Here is a 26,936-nt window from a genome sequence, read left to right as displayed (position 1 = left end):
GGGCTCTCCTTCGGTGGAACGCAATTCGAACCGGGTTCGACAATGCCGAACCATGAAACGGAATGTTTACTTCCGTCTTTGCGGGGGTCAACCCTTCACCCGACCGCTGCATGTCACACCGACAAGGCCTTGCGGTTTGGGGAAAACCGTGGGCCGCTTGCGACGGCTGGCGCCGCGAGTCCGATCCGGAGAACGGGCGCGAGGCGTGGTACCACGACGCGGAAGAAGGTCAGGGCCGGTGGAGGGGCACGGCAGAAGTGGGTCCCACGACAGACGGACAGCGACGCATGGTGGGTCGGTACGGGCTGGCGGGGAGTCGGCAGTACCGGTCCGCGCCCGGGTCACCGGGCAGGTGGTGAGCTCAGGTCGTGCGTCCGGTTGGGCGATGGCCCGTTGGATGATCTGATGCTCGGGTGTGCATGGTGACCCTTCTTCGGGAGTTCCAGTCCTGGTACTGGGACTGCGACTTCGACGATGCCGAGCTGCAGGCCGCGTTCGACGCAACCGACGACGCGACGACCGCCGACGAGTTCCAGCGGGCGTTCCTGGTGTTGCTGCGCAGCGAGGACACCGTCGCTCGCGGTACTGCCCTGGACTTCTTCGACCGCGCCGCCGCCACCAGCCGGTTCGGCCGGGCCAATCCGTTCGAGCCCTACCGGGAGGAGGTCCTCGCGGTCGCCCGGGAGATGCTCCGCCACCCGCCCCGGCCCGGCGACGACATCGCTTTCGAGGGCGCCGACCACGCCAGCGCCCTCCTCGCCCTCAAGAACGACGCGGGCCCCGAGGACGCCGAGGCCGTCCTCGCCGTGCTGCGGCGCCGCCCGGACGGGGAACTGCTGTACAACGCCCTGGGTGCAGCAGGCACCGTCCTCGCAAGCTCCGAGGCCCCCGACCCCCGGCTGGCCGCGCTGATCGGTGAGATGGCGTTCGACCGCTCGCTGCACATCGACGACCGGCACAAGGCGCTCAGCGCGCTGCGCGGCGCTGCCGGCGAGGAGGTGACCGCGCTGCTGGTCCGCGCGACCGGCGAGGACGACTACCGCTTCCAGCAGCAGGCGGCGTGGGCGCTGTCGATCGGTGAGCGGTTCTACGCCCACCGCGCCCTGCTCGAACGTCTCGACGACAGCTGGCCGGACGGCGAGCGCGGCTTCGAGGCGAGCGAAGTTCGTGAGGCTCTGGCCCCCGGCCCGCACAGCACCTACTGGCGTGGGGTCGACCCCGAGAGCCCGGGGCTGCTCCAGGCTCATCGCGAGATGCGCGCCCCCACCGGCAAAGGAGCTCACCGGCAGGCGTTTCGGACCATGCTGTACAGCGGGCTCGTCCCGATGGTGGGCATCGCGCTCGACCATTTCTGCGACAGCGACGGCCTTGCCCGGTTCCACCTGGACGTCGAGGCGTACCGCCCCAACGTCCTCGCCCTCGCTCGCCACCTCCTGACGCTGTCGCCGTCATCGGCCATGGCCGGCCCGGAGACCGGTGCCGGCGCCAGCCACGCCAGCGCGCTCGATGTCCTGGCGCTGCTCGCCGAACCCGAGGACGCCGCGCTGCTCGCCGCCGCGATCCGCCGCCGTGACTCTGCACCGCTGGTCCGCAAGCGCGCGCTCCGCGCCGCGCAGGACTGCCTCGACCGGTGGGACGAGCCGGACGACCGAGTCGTCGCCGCCCTGGAAGAGCTGATCTTCGACCCCTCGGCCGCCATGGACGACCGTACGCTCGCCGTCATCGCCCTGTTCGACGTGCCCGGGCCGCAGGTCACCGCCGTGCTCCTGAGCGCCGCCCACTCCAGCGTCCTGCCCGTCCAGGTGGAAGGCGCGCTCGGCCTCACCTACGACCACCTGATCGACCAGCACCGCGACCTGGTGCGCGGGCTCGCCGCATCCTGGCCCGCCGGCGACGACGAACCCGACCGGGCCTGGCTCGTCCGCCACGCGCTCAGGGACTGACGGCCGGCGCGGGTCTCGACGTGCTGCCGGGGTGCTTGACGGCAACGTCAGCGGACGGCGGCTGCTGCAGGCGGGGCGTCAGGAGCGTCGTCGTCCTGCTCGAGGGCAGGACGCGGCACCGCTGGACCGCGGCCTCGGTGCGCGGATCGATGTGGAGTCAGCGTCCATGTTCCGGTGATGTCGCCCTCGGCGTCGGCGGCAGCCCGGACGTGCTGGAGCAATCACGGTGAACGCTCCCGGACCGCCTTCCTGCGCCGGACCGCGGGTTCGATTTCCGGCTCCCGATCACTCGGAGCGTCGTCGAAGACATACGTCAGTCTGTCGATGACGGAGACGACCCCGTCCACCTGCCGGGCGACACGCACCGCAACCAGAATCTCGCTGAGCCGCTCGAGCTGACCCTCGAGCGTCACGACGCCATCCGCGACATTCACGGTGACCTTTCCCGGGGGCAGCCACAGCGTGCGTTCGAAGAGGTCCTCGACGATCTCTTTGCGGATCTCGGGATCAGGTCGCAGGAATACCTGCAGCAAGTCGCGCCGCGTCACGATTCCGGCCAGGTGTCCTTCGCCGTCGACCACGGGGAGGCGTTCCACCCCTCTGCTCGCCATGGTCCGTGCGGCCTCGGCGACGGTCTCGTCAGCGCGCACCGTGACGGCGGGACTTGTCATCAGGTCGGCGGCGGTAGGCGCTGCGCTCCTCGCGCCGGGGTCCGCCTTTCCGCCCCGACCGTTTTCCCAGCCGGGAGCAGGGCCCGTCTGGCGGACCACGAGGTCACTCTCCGAGATCACGCCCAGCACCATGTGCTGGGCATCGACGACCGGCACGCCACTGATCCGGTGCTCGGCCAGGAGTCCGGCGATCTCCTTGAAGGGCGTGCCCTCGGTCACCGAGACCACATCGCGCACCATCAGTTTGCCGATCTTGCTGTGCCTCACCGTGTTCGCCTCCGGCGCTGTCCCGCGGTTCCGTCGAGCCGGATCGGGTCCGGCTGGTCGCGGCGGTGCCCGCGTCTCGTTCCATCGGAGTACCGCATCGTCGCTGCCTTCGTACTGCTGGTTCGTAGGAGCCGAGTGGGCGGCTCAGGCAGGGCGGGTGAGGCGGTGGGCGAAGGCGTCGGCCCAGGCGATCAGCAGGACCCGGAGGAGCGCTGCCGGTAACGGCCGGCCGACCCACATCATGCCGGTCGCCTTCCCTCGGCCCTTCGCGCCGATGGCCGGGGACAGTTCCCCTACCAGGATGGCTGACGTGGAGGACCACTGTGGAGGGGCTGAAGGGCCCGGAGGCAGGACCGCTCGGCAGGGGCGCCCGAACCACCGGGCGGTCCATTCGCACGAGTTCACCCGCGCTCCCATGGCGGCCTCGTTCCCGGTCGCGCAGCGTGGAGGTGAGCGGGCGATTGCTGTCGCCCGGCCGAGTCGGACCGGGATGAGGAGAGACGCAATGGACACAGATGCCTCGAAGCCGCGCGTCGTGGTCGGCGTCGACGGGTCGTCGTCCTCTCGCGCCGCGCTGCGTTGGGCCGTGCGGTACACGGATTCCATCGGAGGCGACTTGGAAGCGGTGGCGGTGTGGGACCTGCCGGGGATGCGCATCTGGGCGGCTCCGCCCGTGGACGCGGATCTTGACGAGGAGAACGCCCGGGAGCTGTTCACCCGGGAACTGACGGAAGTGCTCGGCTCGGAAGGGGCTGCCTCGGTGAGGGCGGTGCTGGTGCGGGGCAATCCCGCCGAGATGCTCCTGAGCGCGGCGGTGGGGGCGGAGGCGCTCGTTGTGGGCAGCAGGGGGCGGGGCGGGTTCGCCCGGGCCTTGCTGGGGTCCGTGAGCCAGCAAGTCGCACTCCACGCCACGTGCCCCGTCGTGATCGTCCGTCCGGAGTCGGCATGACCCATGGCCTCGGGCCGGTGGGCCTGCCGCGTCACTGGAACGCGGCGTGGATCTCCTGCTCGGTGGCCGTGTGCGAGACGAGGAGGATCTCATCACCCGGTTGCAGGCGCACCCCTGGATCCGGCACCGTGGGCTGACCGCCGCGGATGACCGTGGCGACGACGGTGCCCGCAGGCAGCGGGATGTCGTCCAGGGTGCGCCCCACGGCTCGGGACTGCGGTGTGATGGCCGTTTCGATGACGTCGACACCTGCCTTGCTGAGTCGCAGCAGTGCCACGGTGTCCGTGGCGCCTGTGGCCTCCTCGATCAAGGAGATCAACGGGGTTGCCGACGGCACGGCCACGTCCACGCCCCACCGCTCGTCGAACAACCATCCGTTCTCCGCTTCGTTGACGCGGGCGGCGACCCGCGGGACGCGGAACTGCCGTTTGGCGAGGAGGCTGATGACGAGGTTGTCCTCGTCCTTGCCGGTGGCCGCGATGACCAGGTCGCAGGTGAGCACCCCTGCGTGCTCCAGGAGGGTGGGTTCGCACGCGTCGCCGGACACCAGGCGTACGGGAAAGCGGCCTTCGAGCTCGGCGATGCGCCGGTCGTCGGCCTCGACGAGAGTGACGTCGTTGCGGGCGGCAGCCAGTACCTGGGCGATCTGTGTGCCGAGGCGCCCCGCCCCCGCGATCAGAGCCTTCACGTTCCGAGCTCCTTGTCCAGAAAGCCCCGCAGTCGACTCAGCGAGGTGGCGGCGACAGCGAACGTGACGAGATCGCCGGGCTCGGCCGTCGTGCTGCCGGCCGGCACGAGGGAACGGCCTCCACGGGTGATCTCGACGACGCGGATCTCGCCGTCGACCTCGAATTCGATCAACCGCCGTCCAGTGACGTACGAGGGCAACTGGGAGCGCACAAGGAGGGTTTCGCCATTGCCGAAGGTGAGCTCGGGCGTGAGATGGCGGTGCAGCAGCATCTGGTGGAGCTGGTTCACGGTCCAGCGGACGCTGGCGATGGTGGGGATGCCCAGGTCGCGGTAGATGTCCGCGCGGCGCGGGTCGTAGATGCGGGCCAGCACGATGGGGACCCGGTAGGTCTCCTTGGCCGTCCGGGCGCTCACGATGTTGCTGTTGTCCCCGGAAGTGACGGCGACGAACGCGTCCGCGTGCTCGATTCCGGCGGCCTCGAGCACCGACCGGTTGTATCCGTTGCCCTCATGGAACTGTCCGGCAAAGCCCGCGGGCAGCAGTCTGCGGGTGCCGGGCATCCGGTCGATGATCCGGACGTCATGCCCCTCGGTGTTGAGCTGCGAGGCCAGCGTGGACCCGACCCGCCCACAGCCGGCGATGACCACTCTCATCGCGCTGCCCCCCTCCCGGCCGTCCGTCTGCGCAGCAGCCATTTGCGTGCTTCCTCGGCGGCCAGCAGCAGGACACCGAACACGGTCAGCACGGCCCAGTCCGCAGGCTCCAGTGGCGCTGTGTTGAAGACGGCCTGGAGCGGCGGCGCGTAGCTGATGGCGGCCATCAGGGCGATGCCGAAGCATCCGGCGAGCAGGAGCCAGGGATTGGACAGCAGTCCGATGCGGAAGACGCTCTGCCGGTCGGTGCGCACCGCGAGTGCATTGAAGAACTGGCTGACCACGATCCCGGCCTGCACCATGGTGATCGCCTCCCGGTAGACGATGTTGTCCTTCGTGAAATCGGAGTACGGAATGCCGGACGCATGGATGTGCCAGAAGAACACGGCGCACACCCCGAGTGCCTGGATGCCGCCCAGGAACAGGATGCGGCCCATGACGGCGGTCGAGAACAGTCTCTCGTCGCGCGGGCGTGGCGGGCGGTCCATGACATCCGGCTCCATCGGTTCGGCGCCCAGGGCCAGCGCCGGCAACACGTCCGAACCGAGGTCGATAGCGAGGATCTGCACGGCGGAAATCGGCACCAGGGGGAAGCCCACGAACGTCGCGGCCAGAATCGGCAGGAGTTCGGCGATGTTGTGACTCAACAGGTAGATCAGGAACTTGCGGATGTTCCGGTAGACCGAACGGCCCAGTCCCACCGCCGTGGTGATCGAGGCGAACGAGTCGTCCAGCAGCACCATCACCGCTGCTTCCCTGGCCACATCGGTGCCGGACCTGCCCATGGCGACACCGATGTCCGCGTGTTTGAGGGCGGGCGCGTCGTTGGCGCCGTCGCCGGTGACCGCGACGACCTCGCCGCGTCGTTGAAAGGCGGTGACCACACGCATCTTGTGCTCGGGGCTGACCCGGCACAGCAACAGCTCCGCCGACGACGCGAGCAGGGAGTTCACGCCGGCGTCGTCCAGACCGTCCAGCCGGGCGCCGGTCACCACGGTCGGCGACGGTCCTCGCACGATCCCCACGCGGCGTGCCACGGCCTCCGCCGTCAGGGGATGGTCCCCGGTGACCATGACGATCCGGATGCCGGCCCTGCGGCAGGCATCCACGGCAGCGCTGACCTCCGGCCGAGGCGGATCGAGCATCCCGGCCAGGCCGAGCAGTGTGAGCCCCGACTCGGCCTCGCGCTGCGGGGGGCGCGGACCGCTCGCGGGCCGCCACGCCACCGCCAGTACCCGCAGCCCCTGGGACGCCAGCTCGTCGTTGGCGGCCGTCACGTGGGCGCGCAGCTCGTCGGTGAGCGGGACCCGCTGCCCCTCCTGGTCCACGGCTTCGCAGCGGGCGAGCAGCTCCTGCGGCGCGCCCTTGACGTAGGCGCGGTGGCCGCCGGCCTCGGCATGCACGGTCGTCATGAGCTTGCGCACCGAGTCGAACGGGTATTCCGTCACGCGTGGCGCGGCAGCCTCCTCGGCTGCCGGATCGACTCCTGCCTTCGCCGCCGCGACGAGCAGGGCGCCTTCGGTGGTGTCGCCGAGGACCCGCCAGCCCTCCCTGCCCGACGGAGGTACCAGCCGGGCGTTGCAGCACAGCGCCGCGGCCCGGAGGAGCCCGTGCACCGCAGGCGCGTCGTCCACCGCGCCGACGGGCGCGTACCCCACACCCGTCACGGTGTGCGAGACGCCGCCGGCCCATGCTCGTACCACCGTCATCTCGGCCTGGGTGAGCGTGCCGGTCTTGTCCGTGCACACCACGGTGGTCGACCCGAGCGCCTCGACCGCCAGCAACTGCTTGACCAGCGCGTGCCGACGCGCCATCCGGCGTACGCCGATCGCCAGCGACACGGACAGCGTCGCGGGCAAGCCCTCGGGGACGAGCGCCACCATCACACCGAGCGCGAATACGAAGGTCTCGACGAACGGCTGCCCGGTGGGCACCCGCACCGCGAACAGAGCCGCACCGATCGCCAGAGCGACACCCGCGATACGGCGGGCCATGGAGGCCACCTGAAGTTGCAGTGGTGTCTTCTGCCGCGGTGCCGCGGCCGCGAGCCGGAAGATCCTGCCGAACTCCGTGGCTGCGCCGATGGCGAAGACGACGGCCTTCCCGCTGCCCGCGGCGACGTCGGTGCCCATGAACACGCAGTTGCGCGCCTCCAGCAGGGGGCCGGGTGCCACCGGCTCCGCCGTGCGGGGCACGGCATCGCTCTCGCCCGTCAGGGCGGCGTTGTTGACCGTCACCTCGTGCGCCTCGACCAGACGGCAGTCCGCCGGCACCGCGTCCCCGGCCTCCAGGACGACGACGTCACCGGGGACCAGGGCGCGAGCCGGCAGCTCCTGGCGCTCTCCGTCGCGCAGCACTCGGCATGTGTGCGGCACCATCGCCTGCAATGACTCCGCCGTGCGTTCGGCTGAGTATTCCTGGGCGAATCCGATGGCGGCGTTGATGACCACCACGCCGAGGATGGCCACGGCCAGTTGCAGGGTGCCGGGATCCCGTGGCTGACCCAGGGCGTAGGCCAGGAAGGTGATCGCCGACGCGACGAGCAGAACCACAGCGAAGAGGTCGGTGAACTGCGTGGCCAGTTGCCGCCACGGGTGCCGGTGTGCCGCGTGCGGCAGCTCGTTGGGTCCGAAACGGTTCCGCCGGGCCGCCACGTCGGTGGCCGAGAGGCCTCTGGGCGAGCCGGCGAGGGTCGTGTAGACCTTTTCGGTCGGGAGCGTCTGCACACGGAGCGGCTCGGCCCCGAGCGTCGGCTCCGGGCCGCCGCTTCCGGGCGCCTGCAGAGGGGATCCGAACGCCGTCGTGCGGTCGCTGTCACTGGATGGTGGCCCCAACCCGGCTCTCCTTCGCGACCGCAGTGGCCTGTTCCTCGGGAGCTCTGCGTCGCCGGTCTGCCGCAACCCGGAGAGGACCGGAGCGGCTGGTGCGGCCGAGGCCGGCCATACCCTCATCATGTACATGGTCTTGCAGTGACGCATCCGGGCGGGCTCGCTCCTGCAGGAGAGACCGGTTCGAGGTGCCGCTGACGGCACCGGGGCTCTCCACCAGGAGTTCAGCCTTCTTCAAGACCGGACATCCTGCGTCTCGTGTGCGGTGAGACGATCGATCACCGATACGACGCCGTCCGTCCGTCGCACGAGGTTCACCACGGCGGAGATGTCTCTGCGATCCTCGAGCGAGCCCTCGAGGGTGACCACCCCGTCGACGACGTGGACGGCAATCGCATCGGGCGGCAGTCCCAGGGTGCCCACGACGACGTCCTCGATGACACGGCTCCGGATCTCGGGATCGGGCCGCAGAAAGCTCAGGAGAAGGTCGCGCCGGGTGACGATGCCCACCAGCCGCTCCGCCTCGTCGACGACGGGCAGCCGCTCCACGCCTCTCCTCAGCATGGTCCGGGCGGCTTCCGCGACCGTGTCGTCGACGTGCACGGTGATGGCGGGCGCTGTCATCAGCTCACGGGCCGTCGGCTGTTCCGGATCGGCTCGCGGGGTGGGCCACTCCCCGGTGGTTCCTCCGGCAGACGCCTGGCGCGCCAGCAGATCGCTCTCGGAGATGACGCCGATCACACGGTCGTCGTCACCGAGAACCGGAAGGCCGCTGATCCCGTGGACGGCAAGGAGCTTGGCCACCTCCTTGAAGGGAGTCGACGGCATGACCGAGACGACGTCATCGGCCATCACGGCCCCGACTTCGGTGTGTCTCATCGCCCTGTCACCTCCTGTTCGACGCGGGTGTTGCCGGGCGGAGCCGATTCGTCCGCTGTGTCGTCCCGCTCGTAGCTGAGCCGGCCGGTCACGTCCACGACGCCGTCCACGCTCTCGCACAGGCGCAAGGTGACCGGGACGAGGCTCCTGCGCGGCACGCTGCCGCTCAGGGTCACCTTGCCGTCGGTGACCTCGACAGTGAGAGCCGACGGCGCGAGGCCGAGCACGCAGGTGAGGACATCCTCGATGATCTCCTCCTGGATCGCGTGATCCCTGCGAAGGAACAGCTGGACCAGATCGCTGCGGCTGATCACGCCGATCAGCCGTCCGGATGCGTCCACAACCGGCAGACGCTTGACCCTGCGCGTTTCCATCGTCCGGGCCGCCTCGACGACGCTCCATTCCGGCCGGGCGACGACAGCGGGACTCGTCATCAGTTCATCGGCCGTGTGCGCACCGTTTTCGGCCGTCCGTCTGCGCAGCAGATCCGCTTCGGAGACGACACCGACCGGCCTCTCGTCGTCATCGACGACCGGCACGGCGGTGATGTCGAACTCGTCGAGGAGGCGCGTGATCTCCTTCAGGGCCGTGCCCCGCTCCACGCTGACGGCAGTGGGTGTCATCAGGTCTCCCACGCTGCGGTGCCTCATCGCTCGCCGGTCCCCTTTCACGCGGAAGTCGTGTGCCTCGGTGCCTGGCCTCGTTCACGCCCGTTCACGCCCGCCGCGGCAGCGGGTGTCACCTCCGGCCCCGTTCGGATGGCGGCAGCGCGACCTGTACGAGCCGGCAGGGCCACACGTACGACTGTGCGTCGCGCATCGCATCAGCTGCCGTGCGCGGAGGGCGCATGACCTGCCCGGCTCACCTTGTGGACGTGCGGTGGATCCAGGTCGGAACCGATGTCGTCGTAGGTGTAACCGATCGACTGATGGACGGCGACCACGCCGTCGACGGAGCGGCAGAGTCGCTCGATGACAGGGATCACGGTTCGCTCCTCGACCCGGCCCGTCAGCGTCACCACACCTTCGCGTACGTCGATGTCCACGGCGCCGGGCGTCAGCCCCAGGGTCTCGCCGAGCACGTCGTGATGGATCTCGTCGGTGATGGCCTCGTCGCTGCGGAGGAAGGGCCTCAACAGATCGCAGCGGCTGACGATTCCCACGAGCCTTCCGGTCTCGTCGATCACGGGAAGCCGCTTGACCGTGTTGCGGTTCATGGTGCGGGCAGTCTCCACGAGGCTCCAGCCGGGCCGCGCCGTTACGACGGGCCGGCTCATCATCGCCTCGGCGGTCTCGGCACCGGCTCGTGCCATTTCGTCCGGACCGAGTCCGCGCACGGTGGGTCGTCCTTCCGGGTCGGGCAGGCCGGCGGCCTTGCGGAGCAGGTCGGCCTCGGACACGACGCCCACCGGGCGTCGCTCGTCGTCGACGACCGGCACCGCCGTGATGTCGTTGTCGTGGAACAGCTGGGCGATCTGCTTGAAGGAAGAATCCGGACGCGCCGTGACGACATTGCGCGTCATGACTTCACTGACGGTGCGATGCTGCATCCTGTTCCTCCCGTGCACTCCGCCGGGTACGGATGGGCCCTGGGGGCACGAGTCCCGACACCCCCTCTGCGAGGCCGGATTCACGCGGTGTGCTTGATCTCGATGTGCTTGGCCTCCGCCTTCTCCTGCCCGAGACCGACACTGACGGTGAGCATGCCGTCCTTGTACTCGGCCTTGACGTCTTCGTCGTTGGCCCCCGGGGGCAGCGCGACGCTGCGGCTCATGGACCCGTAGCGGATCTCGCTCCGGTTCTTGTCCACCTCGCGCTCGGTGCGCTCCGCCTTGACGGTGAGGATGCCCTCGCCGATGGTGACGTCGACGTCCTTGGGCTCGACGCCGGGAAGCTCCGCACGGAGGAAGTAACGACCGTTGTCGATGTAGTCCTCGATCCGGACCGTGTACAGGTCGCCCATGGTGGGCATGGCGAAACGGGCGGGCAAGGCCTCGAACCAGTCGGGCAGCTCCGGGAACGAGAGCCGCTGCCGCCGTGCGATGGTGTTCATCTCGGTATCTCCTCGGGTCATGACGCAGTCGTGATACGTCCAGTGCACTGCGCGCGGCTTCCGCATGCTGGGGCCGACCAGTCCGCAGTGGAGGCCCGAAGGTCCCCTCCATGGACGCGACGGGCCCGCTCCGGGCGGCGCCCGGGGCCCCGTCCGCAGGGAGGGACTCCTGCAGGGCGGCGTGCCTTGTGGACCGCCTGCCCGAGGAGCGGCGTCCGTTGACTGCTCCGACCAGTGATGGCGGCCCTGGCGCGCCGGGCATGTCATCGCGCCGCCACCGGCTCAGCCGCTCTCGGACGGGCCTTCCAGGGCCACCTTGACGTCGACGACGCCCTCCACGGCATAGGCCAGCCGAGCAGCGAGGGGAACGAGCGAGGTGTCGCGGACCCTGCCGCTGAGGCGGACCACGCCCTCGGCGACCTCGACCCTGATCCCGTCACGGGACAGGGGAAAGAGCTGATCCACGACGTCCCTGCGTACTTCGGCTTTGAGGGCGTCGTCCGGCCGAAGGAAGACCTTGAGCAGGTCGGCCCGGCTGATGATGCCTTGCAACGTACCGTCCTTGTCGACGACGGGGAGCCGCTTCACGCGATTGCGTGCCATGGTGCGGGCTGCCTGGGAGAGCGTGGCGTCGGCGCGGATCGTGACTGCGGGCGATGACATGAGTTCCCTCGCTCGCACGGCTCCGGCCTTGAGGGTCTCGTCCAGCTGGCGCATCTGTTCGATCATGCCGGGGGACACGTCATGGAACTCCTCCTTGGCGAGGAGGTCTCCTTCCGAGACCACGCCCACCACTCGTCCCTCGCCTTCCAGGACCGGGACGCCGGTGACCTGCCACTTCTCCATGGCTGCCAGGATTTCCTTGAACGGGGCGTCTAGCTCGACGGCGACGACCGTCCTCGTCATGACGTCGTTCACGATGTACGGGGTGCGGGTCATGATGTGCCTCCTGCTCTCTGCCTCCTCGTGTCGTGAACGTCGTCTTCCACCGTCACACCCAGGCCGCCGCGCACGGATGGGCCGACAGGGCCCGTCAGAGGGTCGTCCGGCCCAAGCCTCCAAGACGGTGTCCGCAAGAACCTGGTCGGAGACGGACGGGAACGGCGCCTGTCGCGGCACGTCGGCGTGCCGGTCGGATGCGTGTAACCGCCTCTCGCGCCGCATCCGGTGCTGTGCGGGGCACCGCCGTTCGCCGGGCACGCATGATGGCGCAGGGAGCCACCACGGCCTTGGACGACGCGGGGTCGGTGGGGAGCCGAACCAGGGAGTTGCTCATGTCAACGGGGATCACCGAGGTACCCGACTTTGTGCCGCGCACCGCGGCTGCTTCCCGCGCACCGAGCGCTCACGACGTCGCCTCAGCCCTCGAGGACCTTCGCGGACCATGTGCGGGCCCGTATGCCGAGGACCGCCCATGACGACGGGATGGACGTGGGCCTACAACGGATACGACCCCAAGCAGGTACGTCTGAGGGAGGCCCTGTGCACCCTCGGCAACGGCTACTTCGCGACTCGAGGAGCCGCACCCGAGGTTCGTGCCGGGCCTGTGCACTATCCGGGCACGTATGTCGCGGGCTTCTACAACAGGCTCGAGTCCACGGTCGCCGGGCGCCGGGTGACGAACGAGGACATGGTGAACCTGCCGAACTGGCTGCCACTGCGTTATCGCTGTTGCCCGGACGAGGAGCCGGCCGGCCCCTGGCTGACGCCCGACCACCCCTCCCTGCGCCGTTACTGCGCAACCCTCGATCTGCGGTCGGGAGTACTCACCCAACGCCTGCTGTTCCAGGACCGGCTCGGCCGTCGCCTGGGAGTCACGCACACCCGGATCGTGCACATGGGGAATCCGCATCTCGCCGCCCAGCAGAGCATGTTCCGGGCATACGGATGGAGCGGTCGCATCGACGTCGAGTCCGCCTTGGACGCAGACGTCGCCAACGAAGGAGTGGCGCGCTACCGCGACCTGAACGGCCGCCACCTGACCGGACACCGGACCGGTGCCACGCAGGACGGAACAGCGTGGCTCGGGTGCCGGACGACCGCCTCGGACACCGGTGTCGGGATGGCGGTGCGCACGACGACCGACGTGCCCCGGTCGTCGAGCATGCACTGCGACGAACGCCGGGTGGTGCAGAGGTACACGCTGCCGATCTCTCGGGAGCGTGGGGTGAGGGTGCACAAGACGGCGGTGCTGTACACGTCGCTGGACACGCCGGACCCTGTGGCCGCCGCGCTCGGTGACATGTCGAAGGCACAGGAATTCGAGGAACTCCTGTGCTCGCACCGGACGGTCTGGGCACAACTGTGGAACCGGGCCGAGCTGCGCGTGCCCGGGGAGGCCGGCCGCATCCTGCGCCTGCACACCTTTCATGTGCTGCAGACACTGTCGCCGCACACCGCGGCGCTCGATGTCGGCGTCCCTGCCCGAGGACTGCACGGCGAGGCCTATCGCGGGCATGTGTTCTGGGACGAACTGTTCGTCGTGCCGTTTCTGAACCTGCACTTCCCCGACGTGGCGAGAGCCCTGCTCGACTACCGCCACCGTAGGCTGCCACGGGCTTGCGAAGCGGCTTCGGCCGCGGGGTACCACGGAGCGATGTTCCCGTGGCAGAGCGGCAGCGACGGCCGTGAGGAGACCCAGCGACTGCATCTGAACCCGCGCTCCGGCCGTTGGTCCCCGGATCACTCGAACCTGCAGCGACACGTGGGATCCGCCATCGCCCACAATGTGTGGCGCTACGGCCAGGCGACGGGAGACACGGACTTCCTGTACGGCCGGGGTGCCGAACTGCTGCTGCAGATCGCCAGGTTCTGGGGCTGCGTCGCGACGTACGACCCGGCTCTGGAGCGGTACCGCATCCGCGGTGTCGTCGGGCCCGACGAATATCACGATGCCTATCCCGACGCCTCGTCCCCGGGGCTCGACGACAACGCCTACACGAACGTGACGGCCGCCTGGGTGCTCGCCCGCGCACTCGATCTGACAGAGCAATTGCCGCCTGCCCGACGGGAGGAACTCTTCGACCGGCTTGCCCTGCACGATGAGGAGCTGGCGCGGTGGGGTGACGTCTCACGTCGACTTCGGGTGCCGTTCCATGCCCGAGTGGTGAGCCAGTTCGAAGGCTACGGAGACCTCGTCGAACTGGACTGGGACGCCTACCGGGCCCGGTACGTCGACATCCGGCGACTGGACCGGATTCTGGAGGCCGAAGGGGACTCGGTCAACCGATACCAGGCGTCCAAACAGGCCGACACCCTCATGCTGGGCTATCTGTTCCCACCCGAGGAGCTGGCCGGGCTGTTCGCCCGCCTGGGATACCGGCTCGACGACGAGACGTGGCACCGGACCGTCGCCTACTACCTGCGGCGCACCAGCCACGGTTCGACCTTGAGCGGTCTGGTGCACGCCTGGGTGCTCACGCGGCTCAAGGGCAGGGACGCATGGCGGTTCTGCGAGGAAGCCCTGCTGAGCGATGTGGCGGACGTGCAGGGCGGGACGACGGGGGAGGGGATCCACCTGGGGGCCATGGCGGGCACACTGGACCTGGTGCAGCGGGGCCTGACCGGTCTGCAGGCCGATGAGCGGGGGCTGCGGTTCGACCCGGTACCCCTCCATGAGATCCCACGCTTCGGGTTCTCGCTCGAATTCCGCGGACACGGGCACATCCATGTCCGGCTGTTGCCCCACCGGCTGGGCATCAGCGTCCCCGACTCACAGGACACTCCTCTGACCGTACGCCTGGCAGGGGGACGCACGGTCACCGTCGCAGCAGGACAGCAGGGGTGGTTCCGCCTTCCGGACGGCTGACCGGCGCGTACGCGATGCCGCGTCACACGATGTCGAGGACTTCCTCCACGGGCCGGCGCGGAGTCGGGTGCCCCTCGGGGCCGTATCCGAGACGGATCACCATCTGCACGTGCCCCATGGCCGAGCCCGGGTCGCGCACCGTCCAGCGTAGTTCGGGCCATTCCAGGGGCTGGGAGGTCAGGGAGGCCACGAGACCGTCCAGCGTCGCCTGGAGCAGGACCCGCTCCAGTGCCTGGCCCGCTCGGAGCCAGTCATCGGGCCGGTCGTGGACCGTGCCCAGAATCGCGATCTGGGGTCGCTTCTCGAAGGGGGCCCACCCGCGCCCGGGTACCGTCCGGCCCGCACCGAAGTCGCGCACCGGCGAGGTGCTCCCGTGCTGACGTGGGCCGAACGCCTCCGCGGGAATGCCCTCCGAGGCCACGGTCGAGGGGTCCGTTCGCAGCCAGCGGTCGGCCTCGCCGCGTACGGCCGTGTCCACCGCCTCACGGCCTTCGGCGTCGTGGACGAGTTCCAGCACCGATCGTGCGTGCCATGCGTCGGGGAAGACCAGACGTGCTCCTTCGAGCACGGCCGCACCGCACAGTCCGTCCCGGAGGACGTCAGGGATCTCGTCCTCCAGGAACGGATGCCGGCTGGTGTGACGCCGATGGATCGCCGGATGGAAGAGAGCCAGTGTCCCGTCGCCGGCGGCGTGGGAGAGGTCGACCTCGGCGAGCAACTCCGGATCGCCGGCGTCGGGCAGGAGCCGGGTCGCCGGCTCGCGGCCGGCTGCCACCGCGGCGACGCGCAGATTGAACAGTGCGGCACCGCAGCCCAGATGCAGGCCACGACCCGCAGGGTCGATGACCGGCAGTGCACGACTGGGGTCCGCGTACAGCTGGAGTGTGCCCCTGTCGCGGAGGAACCGGAACGACCAGGGCTGTGCGTTGTGCAGCGACGGAGCCGCTGTCGCGTCCTGGACCAGCGCGGTCACGACGGACGAGGTCAAGGGTGGCGCGGTCATCGGATGCTCCCTTCGCCGCGGCCATGAGCGTCCGGACGGACCATCGATCGCACCGTCCTCCTGCGGTGGTGTTCCGGCGTCGGCCGGGATGGTGGAACCAGATTGGGGGCGGGCAGTGCTGCGGGGGCAGGGGCCGCTCGGACCCTTCCAGGGGCCGAGCGGGCCGAGCGGGCCGCGCGCCTCGGTCGCCGCCCCTGCGCCTCGGCCCGCGGTATCCGACCGTGGCGGATTGGAGTCCGGCCATCGAGCCCGTGATGACGACAGACCGCACGGCGAACGCCTCCGTCCCGCAGCCCGGCGGCAGAGTCTCCCGGAGACGAAGCCCCGGCACATCCCTACGTATCAGCGGGCACGATGCGGCGGCCCGTGAGACGCCTCGGCTCGATCGTCACCCACATCTCGCGCTCACCTCCCGGCCACGGCTCGGTATGGGTGCCTTCGGTCAGCCGCTGCACCGTCCGGGGCTCGGTGACGATATGAGCGGGGCCGACGGCGAGCACGCTCCAGCCCTGGCTCAGGGCCTCGTCCACGTGATCGACCTCGAATGCGACCTCCGCTCCCACGGCGGCGCCGAGTACCGAATCAGGTGCCGTCCGGAAGGCGATCACGTCGTCGACGACCTCATAGTTCACCGGGACGACCGCCGGGCCGTCCGGCGCCGACACCGCGACACGCCCCACCCCGTGGGTGGAAAGCCGGGCGCGGCATTCTTCGGGTCCGAGGTCGATCAAAAGGGGGTGCAGCAGTGCCTTTCCCTGTCCGGGCGGCAGCTCGATGCCCCCGCCGCGCAGGGCCGCGACGCTTGTGCCCAGCGCGGCAGCCAGATTGATGAGACTCGCCAGACTCGGGTCCGCCGGACGTTCCTCGACGTACGCCAGGTAGTCAGGGGCCATTTTCGCGCGGCGGGCCGCCTCTGCACGGGTCATCCCCTGGCGCTTGCGTTCGGCGGCCACACGCCGACCGATGTCGCCGGCTGCCCCGGCGGGCCGGCCGGAAACGCCACCCGCCTCGTCCGGGATCGTCCGGGCAGCATCAACGATGCTCGTGGAAGCGTGCTCAAGGTGACGGATGTGCGCGTCGGAGCCGGGGAACACGAGCGTCACCTCGTCCGTGTCCGACCAGCGCACGTCGTACGGGGGCGTGCCGTCGTCGTGGTGGAGTCCGACGATCTCACCGTCCCGTTTCGTAGCGCCTGTGGACGGGCTTTCGACCACGAGGTGATCGCCGAGGTGAGCTCGCATGATCGCCGCCGTTTCCTCAGAATGCTGCTGTACCCAACGTGCCACGCGCGGCGCGCAGGCGCACCGGCTGAGAAACCGTGATGCCGCGGGCCGGGCGCACTGGTACGGGGGTTTACGGTCCACGTGGGTGCCGATCTCGGTCGGCTCACCGTGGGCCATGGGCCCTGACGTGTTTCCCAGCGGGCACGTCCGGCGGTCCTGGCCTGGAAGGGAAGGCAGCATGCAGCACCGAACGGTTGCAGGATTCATGACCCGGGCGGTCGTCCGTCTGCGCCCGGAACCGTCTCCGTCATGACCGGGTCGATCGGCCTGTGGGGACTCCCGCAGGGTGTCTTCGCCGCAGAGAGAACACCACCGGCCCCGGCAGCCCGGTCTCCCCTGCATCAGGCCGCTCAGCCCTGCCACCGGCCGTGAACCTCGTGGCGTTTTCACGGAGGAGCCGACCGCGATGACGGGCCCCGAATCGCGCGACCGTGAAGAGGCGGCCTCCCGCGCCCCGGCCCGAGCGAACGGCCGGGACCCGGGACTGACGGATGACCAGGCCGCGCACCTCCTCGCCGAGCACGGTCCGAACGAGGTGTCCGTCCGCCCCCGCGTGGGGCTGCCGGTACGCCTGGTGGCTCAGCTCCGCGACCCCTTGATCATGGTGCTCCTGGGGGCCGTTGCGTTGACCGTCCTGACCGGCGACCACGCGGACGCGATCGTCATCGCTCTGGTGATTGTCGTCAACACCACCGTGGGGGTGGCACAGGAAGTCAAAGCCGACCGAGCCGTGGCAGCGCTGTCGGCGATGGCGGCACCTGCCACCCGTGTGCTGCGCGGCGGCACCGAGCGCGAGATCGCCGCCCGGGAGGTGGTCCCCGGCGACGTGCTGGTACTCGGCGAAGGCGACATCGTGCCTGCCGATGCCTCTCTGGCGCAGTCTTCGGCACTCCTTGTCGACGAGTCCATGCTCACCGGTGAATCCGTTCCCGTGGACAAGGATGTCCGTTCCGGACCGCGGGAGAGCATGCTCAACGCAGGCACGGTCGTCGTGCGAGGCCGGGCAACGGCGGTGGTCACGGCGACAGGTGCCCACAGCGCCCTCGGGCGGATTGCCGGACTGCTGGAGAGCCGCGTAGAGCCGACGCCGTTGCAGCGGCGCCTCGCCTCCCTGGGCCGCGTCCTTGCCGTGGTGACGTTGGCCCTGTGCCTGGTGGTTTTCACGTTGGGGATCGTCCGGGGCCTGGCACCCGAAACCATGGCGGTCACGGCCATCAGCCTCGCGGTGGCCGCGGTACCCGAGTCGCTCCCCGCCGTCGTCACGCTGGCGCTGGCCCTCGGCGCTCGGCACATGGCTGCGCGCCATGCTCTCGTCCGCCGCCTGCCGGCCGTCGAGACGCTCGGATCCGTGACCGTCCTGGCCACGGACAAGACGGGAACCCTCACGGAAGGGCGCATGGTCGTCGAACGCGTCTGGACCCCCGAACGGACCGTCACCTTCAGCGGCTACGGCTACGAGCCGACCGGCGACGTCCTCGTCGACGGCCATGTCGCCGACCGGACGGAACTGGCGCCTGCCCGAGAACTGCTGACCGTCGCCGCGCTGTGCAACGACGCCGGACTGCGGCCGCCGGAGCGCTCGGGTGTCGGCGTCGCAGGCCGCTGGTCGGCGCTCGGGGATCCCACCGAGGCCGCTCTGCTCTGTGCGGCGGTCAAGGCCGGCTGCGGCGACCAGCACACGCTGCGCGATACGTTTCCGCGGCTGGACGAGGCCCCGTTCGACAGTCTGCGCAAGCGCATGACGACGCTGCACCGCTCGCCGGAGGGCGGGGTCATGGTCTGCCTCAAGGGGGCGCCGGAAGCGGTACTGGACCACGACGTGCTCGATGAACCCGAGGGGGTGGTCGACCGGGCGCGGCGATCGGCGGAACTGCTGGCGGCGGAGGGATTCCGGGTGCTCGCTGTTGCATCCGGCCCGCGCGATGCCATGCCTGTCCGAGTGAGGGATGCCGAGTCGGGGCTGCGTCTGCGCGGGCTCGTAGCGCTGAGTGATCCGCCGAAACCGGAAGCGGCAGCGACCCTGACGGCGTGCCGGACGGCGGGCATCGTCCCGGTCCTCGTCACGGGAGACCACCCCGCGACGGCGGGAGCGATCGCCAGGAGAGTCGGGCTGCTCCCCGGAGACGCTCCGGCCGACCGCATCGCCACGGGGCGCGCGCTGGCGGCCGGTGACGTTGGCGATCCCACAGCCGTGCGGGTCTTCGCCCGCACGGACCCCGGGCAGAAGCTGGACATCATCGAGGCCTGGCGCCGCAACGGGGCGGTGACGGCCATGACGGGCGACGGAGTCAACGACGGGCCCGCCCTGCGGCATGCTGACATCGGGGTCGCCATGGGGGGCCGGGGCACCGAGGTGGCCCGGCAGTCCGCCGACCTGGTTCTCACCGACGACGAACTGTCGACGGTCGTAGCGGCGGTGGAGGAGGGTCGTCGCGTCTACGACAATGTCAGGCGCTTCCTCGTCTACGGACTCTCCGGAGGCGCGGCCGAGATCCTCGTGATGCTGCTCGGCCCGGCGCTGGGGCTCCCGCTGCCGCTGCGGGCCGCGCAGATCCTCTGGATCAATCTGCTGACGCACGGGCTCACCGGTGTGGCCATGGGAGCAGAGCCCGTATCCCCGGGCGCCATGCACCGGCCTCCGCGGCCGCCGCAGCAGCACGTCCTCGGCCACGGCTTGTGGCAACGGGTGCTGTTCCTGGCAGCCGTCGTGACCGCTGCCTGTCTGCTCGTCGCGCTGTGGGCGCAGGCTCGAGGGGCGCCGTGGCAGAGCGTGCTGTTCCTCGCGCTCCTGGGCGCTCAACTCGGGGTCGTCCTCGGTCTGCGTACGCCACTGCTGACTCGGGAGAATCCTTTCCTCCCTCTGGCCGTGCTGCTCTCCGCGGCGCTGGGGGCGGCGGCGCTCACCGTGCCGTTCCTGCGCACGGTGCTGGAGACGGAACCCCTCGCCTGGCCCGAGGTTGCCGCAGCGGCGGCTGTATGCCTGACGGGCTTCGTGGCGGCCCGAGCGAGCGGGCGGCCGTGGGCCAGGCGACTGGTGGCCCGGTCGTGAGAAGACGTATCGGCAGAGTTGTGCCGAGGCTTCCAGGGGAGCACCCGGCAGGCACCGGTCCGTGGTCAGGGCGTTCCGGCCGAGCCGTGGCTCATGTCCAGTCTGATGTCCACGACGCCCTCGACGGCGCGCACGGCGCGGGCCAGCAACGGGACCAGCTGCGTGTCCGGGAGGATGCCGGTCAGGGTCACCACGCCCTCGGTCACGGACACGTCGACATCGAAGGCGGCGGGCAGAGCGTGCAGGACCGTCCGCCGGATCTCCGCGGCGATGTCGTCGTCCGAGCGCAGGAAGACCTTCAGCAGATCGCCGCGACTGACCACACCTTCGAGCATCCCTGTGCTGTTGACGACCGGCAGTCGTTTGACCCGCCGGTGGGCCATGATCCGGGCCGCTTCCGCAAGGGTGGCGTCCGGGTGAACCGTGACAGCCGGACTGGACATCAGTTCCTCGGCAGTCACCGCAGCCGCCTTCGCACGCTCCGACAGCGAGCTCACGCGCGCGGGATCGTCGAGCCGGAACTCCTCCTTGGGTAGCAGGTCGGCTTCCGAGACCACTCCGATCACGCGCCCCTCACCCTCGAGTACGGGGACGGCGCTGATCTTCCACTGCTCCATCACCGCGACGATCTCCTTGTAGGACGCCTGGCGTCCGATGGCGACGGCCGTGTGGGTCATCACGTCACTGACGGTGTGCGGGGACTCGGACATGGGGATCACCTGCCGGTTCTCGTGGCCCCGGACCGTGGCGCCACGGGTCTCAGGAAGGGGAATCGGGACGGCTGTCGGAGGTGCATGCACGGTGCGAGCGCGCTCCGCCGTCTCAGGTGTGCGGCACCAACGCCACAGGGCACGCCGCATGGTGGAGTACGGCGTGGTTCACGGTCCCCAGCTGCATGCCGAAATTGCCCTTCTTGCGGCGCGCGCCGACGACGAGCAGGTCTGCGGCGGCCGAGGCCTCCAGCAGTACCGTCGAGGCGGAACCCTCGATGGCCTCGCCGCTGACGGTGTGAGGGCCCATGGCCACGCCGGCCCGTTCCAGGGCATGGGCGACCTGTTCTTCCGCCCGCGCAGCCAGGTCGTCGGGATTCGGGTCACCGGTGCCTTCGTGCGCCGGGCGACGCCATGCGTGGACGGCCCTGAGCGCAGCGCCGCGCTGCTCGGCCGTTCGCGCCGCGAAACCGATGACGGCTGCCGCCTCGGGTGCTTCGTCAACCCCGACGACGACCTGGCCGAACGTGTCGAGTCTGTTCTTCTCCCCACCGCGTACCACGATGACCGGCGATTCTGCGTGAGCGGCGACCGACAGACCGACCGAGCCGAGCAGCAACCCGGACAGCCCGCCTCGCCCGCGGTTGCCGACGACGACCGCACAGGCCGCTTGGCTCGCTTCTATGAGGGCAGCGGCAGGGTCGTCCCAGCGCACTTCACCCGTCACCTTCGCCACGGTGGATCGTCGGGTCGCCCGCTCGACCGCTTGATCGGCGATCTCGTGTGCGTAGGACTGGGCCGGGCCACGCCCGGTGTCGAACGACGGCGCATGGCCCTCGTACCAGACCCATCGCGAGCTGTACAGGACCCGCAGCGGTACGTTACGCCGGACCGCTTCGTCGACCGCCCAGTCCAGGGCGTCCAGGCTCGCGTTCGAGCCATCGACCCCCACGACGAGAGGTTGCTCCACTGTCGCCATCCCCTTCCGGGTCTCTTCCCATGCACGGGGCTTTTTCTCGGACGGTCTCACCCCCACTTGCCCCGGTGAAAGGGACTCCTGGGACCCGGTCGGGGGCCGATCGGACCTGTGCCTGCATCGACCGCTGCTGGACGGCGTGGCGCTGCGCCATCCTGCCGACCGGGGCCGGACGGCCCCCGCCCACGGCCCGATCGGCCTCTCGGCAGGCGAAGGCGCACACCGGACGCTGAGTACGAAGCGTCTGGATCGGAGTGCGGCGATGAGCGACGACAAGGGGTGGGCCCATGCACTGCCGGCGGAGGGCACGACCGTACGCATCCGCCCCGCCGGTCCCCGTGACCACGATGTCGTGCAGGGCTTGTACGAGGGGATGTCGCTGGAACAGCTTCTGCTGAGGCTCTCCCGGATGGCGAGCGATCTGCCACAACTCACCGAAGCCGACCTGAACCCGGTCCTGGCACGCGCCGAAGGCGCGACCGTGATCGACGCCCGGCTGCATCTGGAGCCGCGGCACGCCCACGACCCGTATCTGCGACGTCTGCACTGACGGGCTTCAAGGCGTTGACGAGCATCGAGAGCCGAGGAGGTGCAGCACCATGACGCGGAAGATCCTGGTGGCCTACGCATCGAAGTACGGATCCACCGCGGAGATCGCCCGGTCCATCGGAGAAGTTCTGGGCCGGACCGGGGTGGTGGCCGATGTCCTCCCGGCCGGAGGCGTCCCCGATGTCGCCCCGTACGACGGCGTGGTGCTCGGCGGCGCCGTGTACGCAGGACGCTGGCACAAGGATGCCCGTCACTTCGTCCACCGCAACCGCAGAACGCTGGTTCATCGGCCGGTGTGGCTGTTCGGCAGCGGTCCGCTGGACGTGTCGGCACTCGAAGAACGGCCGCCGGTGCCTCCTGGCATACGACGTGTCGCCAACCGTCTCGACGCCAGGGACTGCATCACGTTCGGCGGACGGCTGACCCCCGATGCCGACGGACTCGTCGCCCGATTGATCGCCGACTCCGGCAACGCAGGAGACTTCCGGGACTTCACCCGAATCGAGTCCTGGGCAGAACGTATCGCCGAGGAACTGGCTGCCGAACCGGAGAGGCGTCAAGACCATGTCCGCCGGAACCCGTGACCGTTGGTGGCGCTGGCGGCGCAACCCTCTGCGCAGCCGTTCCTATCTCGTGGAGGCATGGGCGAACCTGCTGATCGCACTGGCGGTGCTCGTGGGGATGCCCACCGCCGCCTTCGTCGCCGGCAGTGCCGCATACGACCATGCCCGTGCCCAGGCCGTCATGGAGCGGGCAACACGGCGTCCGGTGCAAGCAGAAGTCGTCGCACGCGTTCCGCAGTTCGCCTATGCCAAGGAGACCGACCCGGCCAAAGTGGTCGTGACGGTGAGATGGAAGGACTCCACCGGCACGCCCCGAACCGGAACCGTTTCGGCCCGCAGAGGCACCACGAGGGGGGACGGCGTCCGGATATGGCTCGACGAGCGCGGTCGGATCGCATCTGCGCCCATGGGGGGCCAGGAGATCACCACGCGTGCGTGCTGCGCCGGGTCCGAAGCGGCAGTCCTCGTGGCGCTGGGCGCCGTGTCCCTCCACGTGGCCGTGCGGAGCACCATGCAACGTCGCCGGCTCGCGTGCTGGGAACGCGAATGGCGGCAGGTCGGGCCTCAGTGGGACATCCACCGGACCTGACCCGGCGGTGGTGTACCCGACGGCTCACGATGCCGACCACCCGGTCGCCCGGCCAGCCCCTGGAGGCCGGTGCGCCTCCGACCGGGTGAAGCCCGCACACCTCAGGGGCCGACGTATTCGTACACACCCCCGTGAGGGTGTCGCAGCACCGCTCGCTGACCGTTGGGGGTGGGCTGCGCCGGCATCACCACGGTGGCACCGGCTGCAACCGCTTCTTCAACGGCGACGGCCAGATCTCCAACCGCCAGAGTGGCACTCACTCCGGCCACCCTCTGCACTGCCTCCTCCGGACCGGAGTACAGAAGGAAGGGCCCGACGCTCGCCAGATGCACACCGGCGAAGGCGAAGCGGCCGGCCGTCCGGCCCGTCAGCCGCTCGTAGAAGGGGATGGCCGCTTCCAGGTCGTCAACGCGCTGTCGTGCGACTACCGAGTCGATCTTCACCGGCATGTTGGAACTCCTCCTCCGTGTGGGGGTTCTGCGTTTGATGTTGTCATGCCAATCGCCATGCTCGCTTCGACCTGGCGTGGTCTACGAACGGTCGGCCGTTGGCACGGCCTGCGCGGTCTCGACCGCTCTGGCGGTCTATTTCACCTCCCTGACGGATCCCGACAGGAGAATGTGACGGTCGGACAGCTCCCAGTCGCCCGGATCCGGCGTGACACGAGTCGGAGCGTCCTTCTGGGCCGATTCCCACCGCATGGCAGCCCCGTCCTGGAGCCCTCTGCGACCACTGTCCGCACCACTTCGCGTGCACTGGGCCGAACGGCCCCTGCATGCGGCCGTCGAGCCCTGCCCGCCCTCGACGTGGTGATCGGCGTGGGCAACCCGCTCCGTGGTGACGACGGGGCAGGACCGGCGGTCGTAGAGGCCTTGCGGGGCAGGGTCCCCGACGACACCGTGCTGACGGTCAGCGACGGTGAACCCGGCCGGATGCTCGAACTGTGGCGGGGCGCGGACACCGCGGTCGTGGTGGAAGCCCTCCCTCTGCGCCCGGCCAGGCTGCACACCCTGACGGCGGCCGAGGCGGCCGACCGCGCGGGCAGTACCGCGAGTACGCACGCCCTGGGGCTGGGGGAGTGCCTGGCCCTGGCCGAAGCCCTCGACCTGCTCCCTCGAAGGGTGATCGTGCACGCAGTGGAAGTGGCCGACGTCGGGCTCGGTGCGGGGCTGAGCGACCCGGTGCGAGCGGCCCTCCCCGAACTGGTCGAGCGTACGTCCGATTCCGTGCGGCATGCCCGTGAAGGGAATCACCTGCGGCGGACGTCCGGCGGTCCGCCGTCACCGTGACCGGCCGGCCTGGGCGGCAGTCCGTGCAAGGCTGCGCCTTGCCATGCCGAGCCCGCATCCTCAGCCGCCCGTCGTTCCGCGCTCTCCCGGTCCAGCAGCAGCCGGAGCCTGTGTCCCAGCAGGTCCGCTCTGCGCAGCGCGGTGGCCTGGTCGCGGCGAAGCCACAACCGCCCGGCCCGTCCCACCGGCACTCGGCACCCATGTGCGCTCATCCCGGTTCCTCCTCCTGTGGCGGGGCGTGGGTGTCGAGCGCAGGCCGCCCGTCACGGTGCCGCCGCGGTTCGGCCCATGCGCTTATCAGGGGTGAGGGAGCAGCGGCAGTCTTTCGACGACGACAGAAGGGCCTTCCCGTTCGGGAAGGCCCTTCTGAGGGGTGCGATTCGATATCAGTGCTTGAAAGCGTCCTTGGCCTTTTCCTTCGCCTCGCGGGCATCACCGGTGCTCTTTTCCGCCTGCCCCTCGGCGGCCATGCGGTCGTTGCCAACGGCGTTTCCCAGGGCCTTCCTGGTCTTGCCCTTGGCCTGCTCGGTCTTCGCCTCGGCCTTCTCGGCGGCACTCATGGAACACGCTCCTCTCAGCTCTGAGTCGCTGTTGCGGTAATCCGCTCGTGCCCCGGCTTTCTCCCGACAAACAGGGGTGCCGAGGAGGATTGGCGCTCAACAAGTCGGGCACACGGGGCGCCAGGAGGTTGATAACTATGGTTCCCCTGCTCCTTGTTCTGCTTCTCGCTGTGATCCTTTTCGGCGCCGGTTTTGCCGTCAAGATTCTGTGGTGGGTGGCCCTCGCCGTCCTGGTGCTGTGGCTGCTCGGCTTCGTCATGCGCTCGACGGCTGCGGGCGGTGGCCGAAGCCGCTGGTACCGATGGTGACCTGACCCCGCTCCCCCCTCCCCGCAGGGCCCGGCCCACACCCGGCCGGGCCCTTCGTCGCGCAAGCAGTCAGGCGCCTGGACACATGTCCGTGAACAGGGCGTCCGCAGCGAAGGCGGGGTGAGCGGGGTCGCCGTCCGGCACCCGAGCCGCCTCGTGCACTCCAAGGGGCGATGTTCGGCGAGCGGACCCTGGGGAGGGGGACCGAACGGCCCTTGTATTCGGGGGCGGGGTCGGCTCAGCGTGGATACAGAGAGGACTTTCCCGACGTCACCAGCCTTTCGGAGGTGAGGATGATGTATTGGAACGGGGGAGGCTGGGCCTGGATGGCCTTCATGCCGCTGCTGTGGATCGTTCTGATCGGCCTCGTCGTGTGGGCGGTGGTTCGCCTCACGCACCACCCGGCCGGCCATGAGCAGGGGCCTGATCAGCGGTGGGCGGATCAGAGGTGGGCGGGGCAGCGCGAGACCCCGGAGGAGATCCTCGACCGCCGCTTCGCCTCCGGCGAGATCGACGCGGACGCCTACTCCGAGGCACGGCAGCGGCTGGCCGCGCACCGTTCGAGGCCCTGATGACCCGGCTGCGGGCCGCCTGGGTACCGCTGGCCGTGCTCGTCGTGGCGCTTGGCGCCCTCATCGCCTCTCTCGTGTGGGTCTCGAGCGGTCTCGGCGGGCCGGTCGGCGGGCCGATGAGGGCGCCGGTCTCCCGGGACGGCCCGGTGCGCGGCCCGACGGACGCCGACCGCGCGGCAGACCGCTTCGGCGAACGGTGGGGCCTGCACACCGGAGAAATGATGCGGTTCACCAACGGCTACTACGCCGAACTTCTCGATTCTCACGGCAGGCGTGCGACCGAGGTGCTCATCGATCCCGGCAGCGGCGCCGTCCAGCTCGAGTTCGGTCCTGCCATGATGTGGAACACGGCCTACGGCACGATGCGGGCCCGTGCCGACCACCAGTCTGCGACGATAAGCCCGCAGCAGGCAACCCGGATTGCCGACCAGTGGCTCGAAGATCACCGTCCGGGCTTGCAGGCCGCCGAGCCCGAGGCCTTTCCCGGCTATTACACACTGCACACGCTGCGCCACGGGAAGATCGACGGCATGCTCTCCGTCAACGACCGTACCGGTGATGTCTGGTACCACACCTGGCACGGCCGCTTCATCGAGATGAGGGAACCACCTGGTGGCACGTAGGTCATGTCGTGTGGGTGACGAGGATGTCGGCACCGCGGGGACGGCGTGCTGAGCCGAGGTGTGTCTTCGTCGTCGATGCCGGGTGCGTGAACCGTCGTCGGGCCCCTTCGAGGTCCATGTG

Annotated in this window: 25 protein-coding genes and 1 pseudogene; 11 read left to right on the top strand and 15 right to left on the bottom strand. The window is 69.8% G+C overall.

Going from position 1 to position 26,936, the window contains the following annotated elements:
* The first annotated feature begins 419 nt into the window (after positions 1 to 419).
* Complete coding sequence (locus ACWCP6_RS20195; protein WP_450933823.1) at positions 420 to 1,943, top strand: hypothetical protein; 1,524 nt, start codon at positions 420 to 422, stop codon at positions 1,941 to 1,943.
* Positions 1,944 to 2,164: 221 nt separating this feature from the next.
* Here ACWCP6_RS20195 and ACWCP6_RS20190 read toward each other — a convergent pair whose 3' ends face one another.
* Positions 2,165 to 2,854, bottom strand: coding sequence for a CBS domain-containing protein (locus ACWCP6_RS20190; RefSeq protein ID WP_450933822.1), 690 nt, complete (start codon positions 2,852 to 2,854; stop codon positions 2,165 to 2,167).
* Positions 2,855 to 3,386: 532 nt separating this feature from the next.
* Between ACWCP6_RS20190 and ACWCP6_RS20185 the strand changes: the two genes are divergently transcribed.
* Positions 3,387 to 3,830, top strand: coding sequence for a universal stress protein (locus ACWCP6_RS20185; protein WP_450933821.1), 444 nt, complete (start codon positions 3,387 to 3,389; stop codon positions 3,828 to 3,830).
* A 31-nt stretch (positions 3,831 to 3,861) separates the two neighbouring features.
* Here ACWCP6_RS20185 and ACWCP6_RS20180 read toward each other — a convergent pair whose 3' ends face one another.
* The 8 genes from ACWCP6_RS20180 to ACWCP6_RS20145 form a co-directional block, all read right to left on the bottom strand.
* Positions 3,862 to 4,518 carry a potassium channel family protein gene (locus tag ACWCP6_RS20180; RefSeq protein ID WP_450933820.1) on the bottom strand — a complete coding sequence of 219 codons (657 nt, stop codon included), beginning with the start codon at positions 4,516 to 4,518 and terminating at the stop codon, positions 3,862 to 3,864.
* Positions 4,515 to 5,174 carry a potassium channel family protein gene (locus tag ACWCP6_RS20175; protein WP_450933887.1) on the bottom strand — a complete coding sequence of 220 codons (660 nt, stop codon included), beginning with the start codon at positions 5,172 to 5,174 and terminating at the stop codon, positions 4,515 to 4,517. Before ACWCP6_RS20175 ends, ACWCP6_RS20180 begins: the two co-directional genes overlap by 4 nt.
* Positions 5,171 to 8,008, bottom strand: a complete 2,838-nt coding sequence (locus tag ACWCP6_RS20170; protein ID WP_450933819.1) for a cation-translocating P-type ATPase — start codon at positions 8,006 to 8,008, stop codon at positions 5,171 to 5,173. Before ACWCP6_RS20170 ends, ACWCP6_RS20175 begins: the two co-directional genes overlap by 4 nt.
* Before the next feature lie 228 nt (positions 8,009 to 8,236).
* Complete coding sequence (locus ACWCP6_RS20165; RefSeq protein WP_450933818.1) at positions 8,237 to 8,881, bottom strand: CBS domain-containing protein; 645 nt, start codon at positions 8,879 to 8,881, stop codon at positions 8,237 to 8,239.
* Positions 8,878 to 9,531 carry a CBS domain-containing protein gene (locus tag ACWCP6_RS20160; RefSeq protein ID WP_450933817.1) on the bottom strand — a complete coding sequence of 218 codons (654 nt, stop codon included), beginning with the start codon at positions 9,529 to 9,531 and terminating at the stop codon, positions 8,878 to 8,880. Before ACWCP6_RS20160 ends, ACWCP6_RS20165 begins: the two co-directional genes overlap by 4 nt.
* Before the next feature lie 173 nt (positions 9,532 to 9,704).
* Positions 9,705 to 10,430 carry a CBS domain-containing protein gene (locus tag ACWCP6_RS20155; RefSeq protein ID WP_450933816.1) on the bottom strand — a complete coding sequence of 242 codons (726 nt, stop codon included), beginning with the start codon at positions 10,428 to 10,430 and terminating at the stop codon, positions 9,705 to 9,707.
* Positions 10,431 to 10,510: 80 nt separating this feature from the next.
* A complete protein-coding gene (locus ACWCP6_RS20150; protein WP_450933815.1) occupies positions 10,511 to 10,933 on the bottom strand; it encodes an Hsp20/alpha crystallin family protein in 423 nt (140 codons plus the stop codon).
* A gap of 282 nt (positions 10,934 to 11,215) precedes the next feature.
* Positions 11,216 to 11,872, bottom strand: a complete 657-nt coding sequence (locus tag ACWCP6_RS20145; RefSeq protein WP_450933814.1) for a CBS domain-containing protein — start codon at positions 11,870 to 11,872, stop codon at positions 11,216 to 11,218.
* Positions 11,873 to 12,347: 475 nt separating this feature from the next.
* On the opposite strand from ACWCP6_RS20145, the gene ACWCP6_RS20140 reads away from it, so the two are divergent.
* A complete protein-coding gene (locus ACWCP6_RS20140; RefSeq protein WP_450933813.1) occupies positions 12,348 to 14,741 on the top strand; it encodes a glycoside hydrolase family 65 protein in 2,394 nt (797 codons plus the stop codon).
* A 22-nt stretch (positions 14,742 to 14,763) separates the two neighbouring features.
* Here the strand turns inward: ACWCP6_RS20140 and ACWCP6_RS20135 are convergent, their stop codons facing one another.
* Together ACWCP6_RS20135 and ACWCP6_RS20130 are read right to left on the bottom strand one after the other, a co-directional pair.
* Positions 14,764 to 15,744 (bottom strand): Acg family FMN-binding oxidoreductase, encoded by a 981-nt coding sequence (locus ACWCP6_RS20135; protein ID WP_450933812.1) that lies wholly within the window; start codon positions 15,742 to 15,744, stop codon positions 14,764 to 14,766.
* A gap of 335 nt (positions 15,745 to 16,079) precedes the next feature.
* Positions 16,080 to 16,985 (bottom strand): DUF1918 domain-containing protein, encoded by a 906-nt coding sequence (locus ACWCP6_RS20130; protein ID WP_450933886.1) that lies wholly within the window; start codon positions 16,983 to 16,985, stop codon positions 16,080 to 16,082.
* Between the two features lie 448 nt (positions 16,986 to 17,433).
* On the opposite strand from ACWCP6_RS20130, the gene ACWCP6_RS20125 reads away from it, so the two are divergent.
* Positions 17,434 to 20,076: a cation-translocating P-type ATPase gene (locus tag ACWCP6_RS20125; RefSeq protein WP_450933811.1), complete on the top strand. Its 2,643-nt coding sequence runs from the start codon at positions 17,434 to 17,436 to the stop codon at positions 20,074 to 20,076.
* A gap of 65 nt (positions 20,077 to 20,141) precedes the next feature.
* Here ACWCP6_RS20125 and ACWCP6_RS20120 read toward each other — a convergent pair whose 3' ends face one another.
* Positions 20,142 to 20,786 (bottom strand): CBS domain-containing protein, encoded by a 645-nt coding sequence (locus ACWCP6_RS20120; RefSeq protein WP_450933810.1) that lies wholly within the window; start codon positions 20,784 to 20,786, stop codon positions 20,142 to 20,144.
* A gap of 112 nt (positions 20,787 to 20,898) precedes the next feature.
* Positions 20,899 to 21,738 carry a universal stress protein gene (locus ACWCP6_RS20115; RefSeq protein ID WP_450933809.1) on the bottom strand — a complete coding sequence of 280 codons (840 nt, stop codon included), beginning with the start codon at positions 21,736 to 21,738 and terminating at the stop codon, positions 20,899 to 20,901.
* Positions 21,739 to 22,141: 403 nt separating this feature from the next.
* Between ACWCP6_RS20115 and ACWCP6_RS20110 the strand changes: the two are divergent.
* From ACWCP6_RS20110 to ACWCP6_RS20100, 3 genes and pseudogenes are all read left to right on the top strand, one after another.
* Positions 22,142 to 22,312, top strand: a pseudogene (locus tag ACWCP6_RS20110) (acetate--CoA ligase family protein); the annotation flags it as partial.
* 49 nt (positions 22,313 to 22,361) lie between these two features.
* Positions 22,362 to 22,895: a flavodoxin domain-containing protein gene (locus ACWCP6_RS20105; protein WP_450933808.1), complete on the top strand. Its 534-nt coding sequence runs from the start codon at positions 22,362 to 22,364 to the stop codon at positions 22,893 to 22,895.
* Positions 22,876 to 23,463, top strand: a complete 588-nt coding sequence (locus ACWCP6_RS20100) for an Rv1733c family protein (RefSeq protein ID WP_450933807.1) — start codon at positions 22,876 to 22,878, stop codon at positions 23,461 to 23,463. The genes ACWCP6_RS20105 and ACWCP6_RS20100 overlap by 20 nt, the downstream gene beginning before the upstream one ends.
* A 101-nt stretch (positions 23,464 to 23,564) precedes the next feature.
* On the opposite strand, the gene ACWCP6_RS20095 is transcribed toward ACWCP6_RS20100, so the two are convergent.
* Complete coding sequence (locus ACWCP6_RS20095) at positions 23,565 to 23,912, bottom strand: VOC family protein (protein WP_450933806.1); 348 nt, start codon at positions 23,910 to 23,912, stop codon at positions 23,565 to 23,567.
* Between the two features lie 369 nt (positions 23,913 to 24,281).
* Between ACWCP6_RS20095 and ACWCP6_RS20090 the strand changes: the two genes are divergently transcribed.
* Positions 24,282 to 24,752: a hydrogenase maturation protease gene (locus tag ACWCP6_RS20090; protein ID WP_450933805.1), complete on the top strand. Its 471-nt coding sequence runs from the start codon at positions 24,282 to 24,284 to the stop codon at positions 24,750 to 24,752.
* 386 nt (positions 24,753 to 25,138) lie between these two features.
* Here ACWCP6_RS20090 and ACWCP6_RS20085 read toward each other — a convergent pair whose 3' ends face one another.
* Positions 25,139 to 25,312 carry a CsbD family protein gene (locus ACWCP6_RS20085; RefSeq protein ID WP_450933804.1) on the bottom strand — a complete coding sequence of 58 codons (174 nt, stop codon included), beginning with the start codon at positions 25,310 to 25,312 and terminating at the stop codon, positions 25,139 to 25,141.
* Positions 25,313 to 25,449: 137 nt separating this feature from the next.
* Between ACWCP6_RS20085 and ACWCP6_RS20080 the strand changes: the two genes are divergently transcribed.
* The 3 genes from ACWCP6_RS20080 (at position 25,450) to ACWCP6_RS20070 (ending at position 26,815) form a co-directional block, all read left to right on the top strand.
* Positions 25,450 to 25,620, top strand: a complete 171-nt coding sequence (locus tag ACWCP6_RS20080) for a hydrophobic protein (RefSeq protein ID WP_450933803.1) — start codon at positions 25,450 to 25,452, stop codon at positions 25,618 to 25,620.
* 293 nt (positions 25,621 to 25,913) lie between these two features.
* The gene (locus tag ACWCP6_RS20075) at positions 25,914 to 26,192 is read left to right on the top strand and encodes an SHOCT domain-containing protein (RefSeq protein WP_450933802.1); all 279 of its coding nucleotides are present in this window, start codon (positions 25,914 to 25,916) and stop codon (positions 26,190 to 26,192) included.
* Positions 26,192 to 26,815, top strand: coding sequence for a hypothetical protein (locus ACWCP6_RS20070; protein ID WP_450933801.1), 624 nt, complete (start codon positions 26,192 to 26,194; stop codon positions 26,813 to 26,815). The genes ACWCP6_RS20075 and ACWCP6_RS20070 overlap by 1 nt, the downstream gene beginning before the upstream one ends.
* Positions 26,816 to 26,936 lie beyond the last annotated feature (121 nt).

Source organism: Streptomyces sp. NPDC002004 (assembly GCF_053593975.1).
The sequence above is the reverse complement of the archived record's forward strand: the minus strand, read 5'-3'. Positions and strand labels throughout refer to the sequence as shown.

Excerpts from the sequence above, each read along its gene's own strand:
- ACWCP6_RS20120 (WP_450933810.1), bottom strand. The coding sequence starts at position 20,786 with ATGTCCGAGTCCCCGCACACCGTCAGTGACGTGATGACCCACACGGCC.
- ACWCP6_RS20155 (WP_450933816.1), bottom strand. The coding sequence starts at position 10,430 with ATGCAGCATCGCACCGTCAGTGAAGTCATGACGCGCAATGTCGTCACG.
- ACWCP6_RS20105 (WP_450933808.1), top strand. The coding sequence starts at position 22,362 with ATGACGCGGAAGATCCTGGTGGCCTACGCATCGAAGTACGGATCCACC.
- ACWCP6_RS20145 (WP_450933814.1), bottom strand. The coding sequence starts at position 11,872 with ATGACCCGCACCCCGTACATCGTGAACGACGTCATGACGAGGACGGTC.
- ACWCP6_RS20080 (WP_450933803.1), top strand. The coding sequence starts at position 25,450 with ATGGTTCCCCTGCTCCTTGTTCTGCTTCTCGCTGTGATCCTTTTCGGC.
- ACWCP6_RS20190 (WP_450933822.1), bottom strand. The coding sequence starts at position 2,854 with ATGGTGCGCGATGTGGTCTCGGTGACCGAGGGCACGCCCTTCAAGGAG.
- ACWCP6_RS20195 (WP_450933823.1), top strand. The coding sequence starts at position 420 with ATGGTGACCCTTCTTCGGGAGTTCCAGTCCTGGTACTGGGACTGCGAC.
- ACWCP6_RS20095 (WP_450933806.1), bottom strand. The coding sequence starts at position 23,912 with ATGCCGGTGAAGATCGACTCGGTAGTCGCACGACAGCGCGTTGACGAC.
- ACWCP6_RS20185 (WP_450933821.1), top strand. The coding sequence starts at position 3,387 with ATGGACACAGATGCCTCGAAGCCGCGCGTCGTGGTCGGCGTCGACGGG.
- ACWCP6_RS20150 (WP_450933815.1), bottom strand. The coding sequence starts at position 10,933 with ATGAACACCATCGCACGGCGGCAGCGGCTCTCGTTCCCGGAGCTGCCC.
- ACWCP6_RS20135 (WP_450933812.1), bottom strand. The coding sequence starts at position 15,744 with ATGACCGCGCCACCCTTGACCTCGTCCGTCGTGACCGCGCTGGTCCAG.
- ACWCP6_RS20165 (WP_450933818.1), bottom strand. The coding sequence starts at position 8,881 with ATGAGACACACCGAAGTCGGGGCCGTGATGGCCGATGACGTCGTCTCG.
- ACWCP6_RS20130 (WP_450933886.1), bottom strand. The coding sequence starts at position 16,985 with ATGCGAGCTCACCTCGGCGATCACCTCGTGGTCGAAAGCCCGTCCACA.
- ACWCP6_RS20100 (WP_450933807.1), top strand. The coding sequence starts at position 22,876 with ATGTCCGCCGGAACCCGTGACCGTTGGTGGCGCTGGCGGCGCAACCCT.
- ACWCP6_RS20140 (WP_450933813.1), top strand. The coding sequence starts at position 12,348 with ATGACGACGGGATGGACGTGGGCCTACAACGGATACGACCCCAAGCAG.
- ACWCP6_RS20175 (WP_450933887.1), bottom strand. The coding sequence starts at position 5,174 with ATGAGAGTGGTCATCGCCGGCTGTGGGCGGGTCGGGTCCACGCTGGCC.
- ACWCP6_RS20085 (WP_450933804.1), bottom strand. The coding sequence starts at position 25,312 with ATGAGTGCCGCCGAGAAGGCCGAGGCGAAGACCGAGCAGGCCAAGGGC.
- ACWCP6_RS20070 (WP_450933801.1), top strand. The coding sequence starts at position 26,192 with ATGACCCGGCTGCGGGCCGCCTGGGTACCGCTGGCCGTGCTCGTCGTG.
- ACWCP6_RS20125 (WP_450933811.1), top strand. The coding sequence starts at position 17,434 with ATGACGGGCCCCGAATCGCGCGACCGTGAAGAGGCGGCCTCCCGCGCC.
- ACWCP6_RS20075 (WP_450933802.1), top strand. The coding sequence starts at position 25,914 with ATGATGTATTGGAACGGGGGAGGCTGGGCCTGGATGGCCTTCATGCCG.
- ACWCP6_RS20160 (WP_450933817.1), bottom strand. The coding sequence starts at position 9,531 with ATGAGGCACCGCAGCGTGGGAGACCTGATGACACCCACTGCCGTCAGC.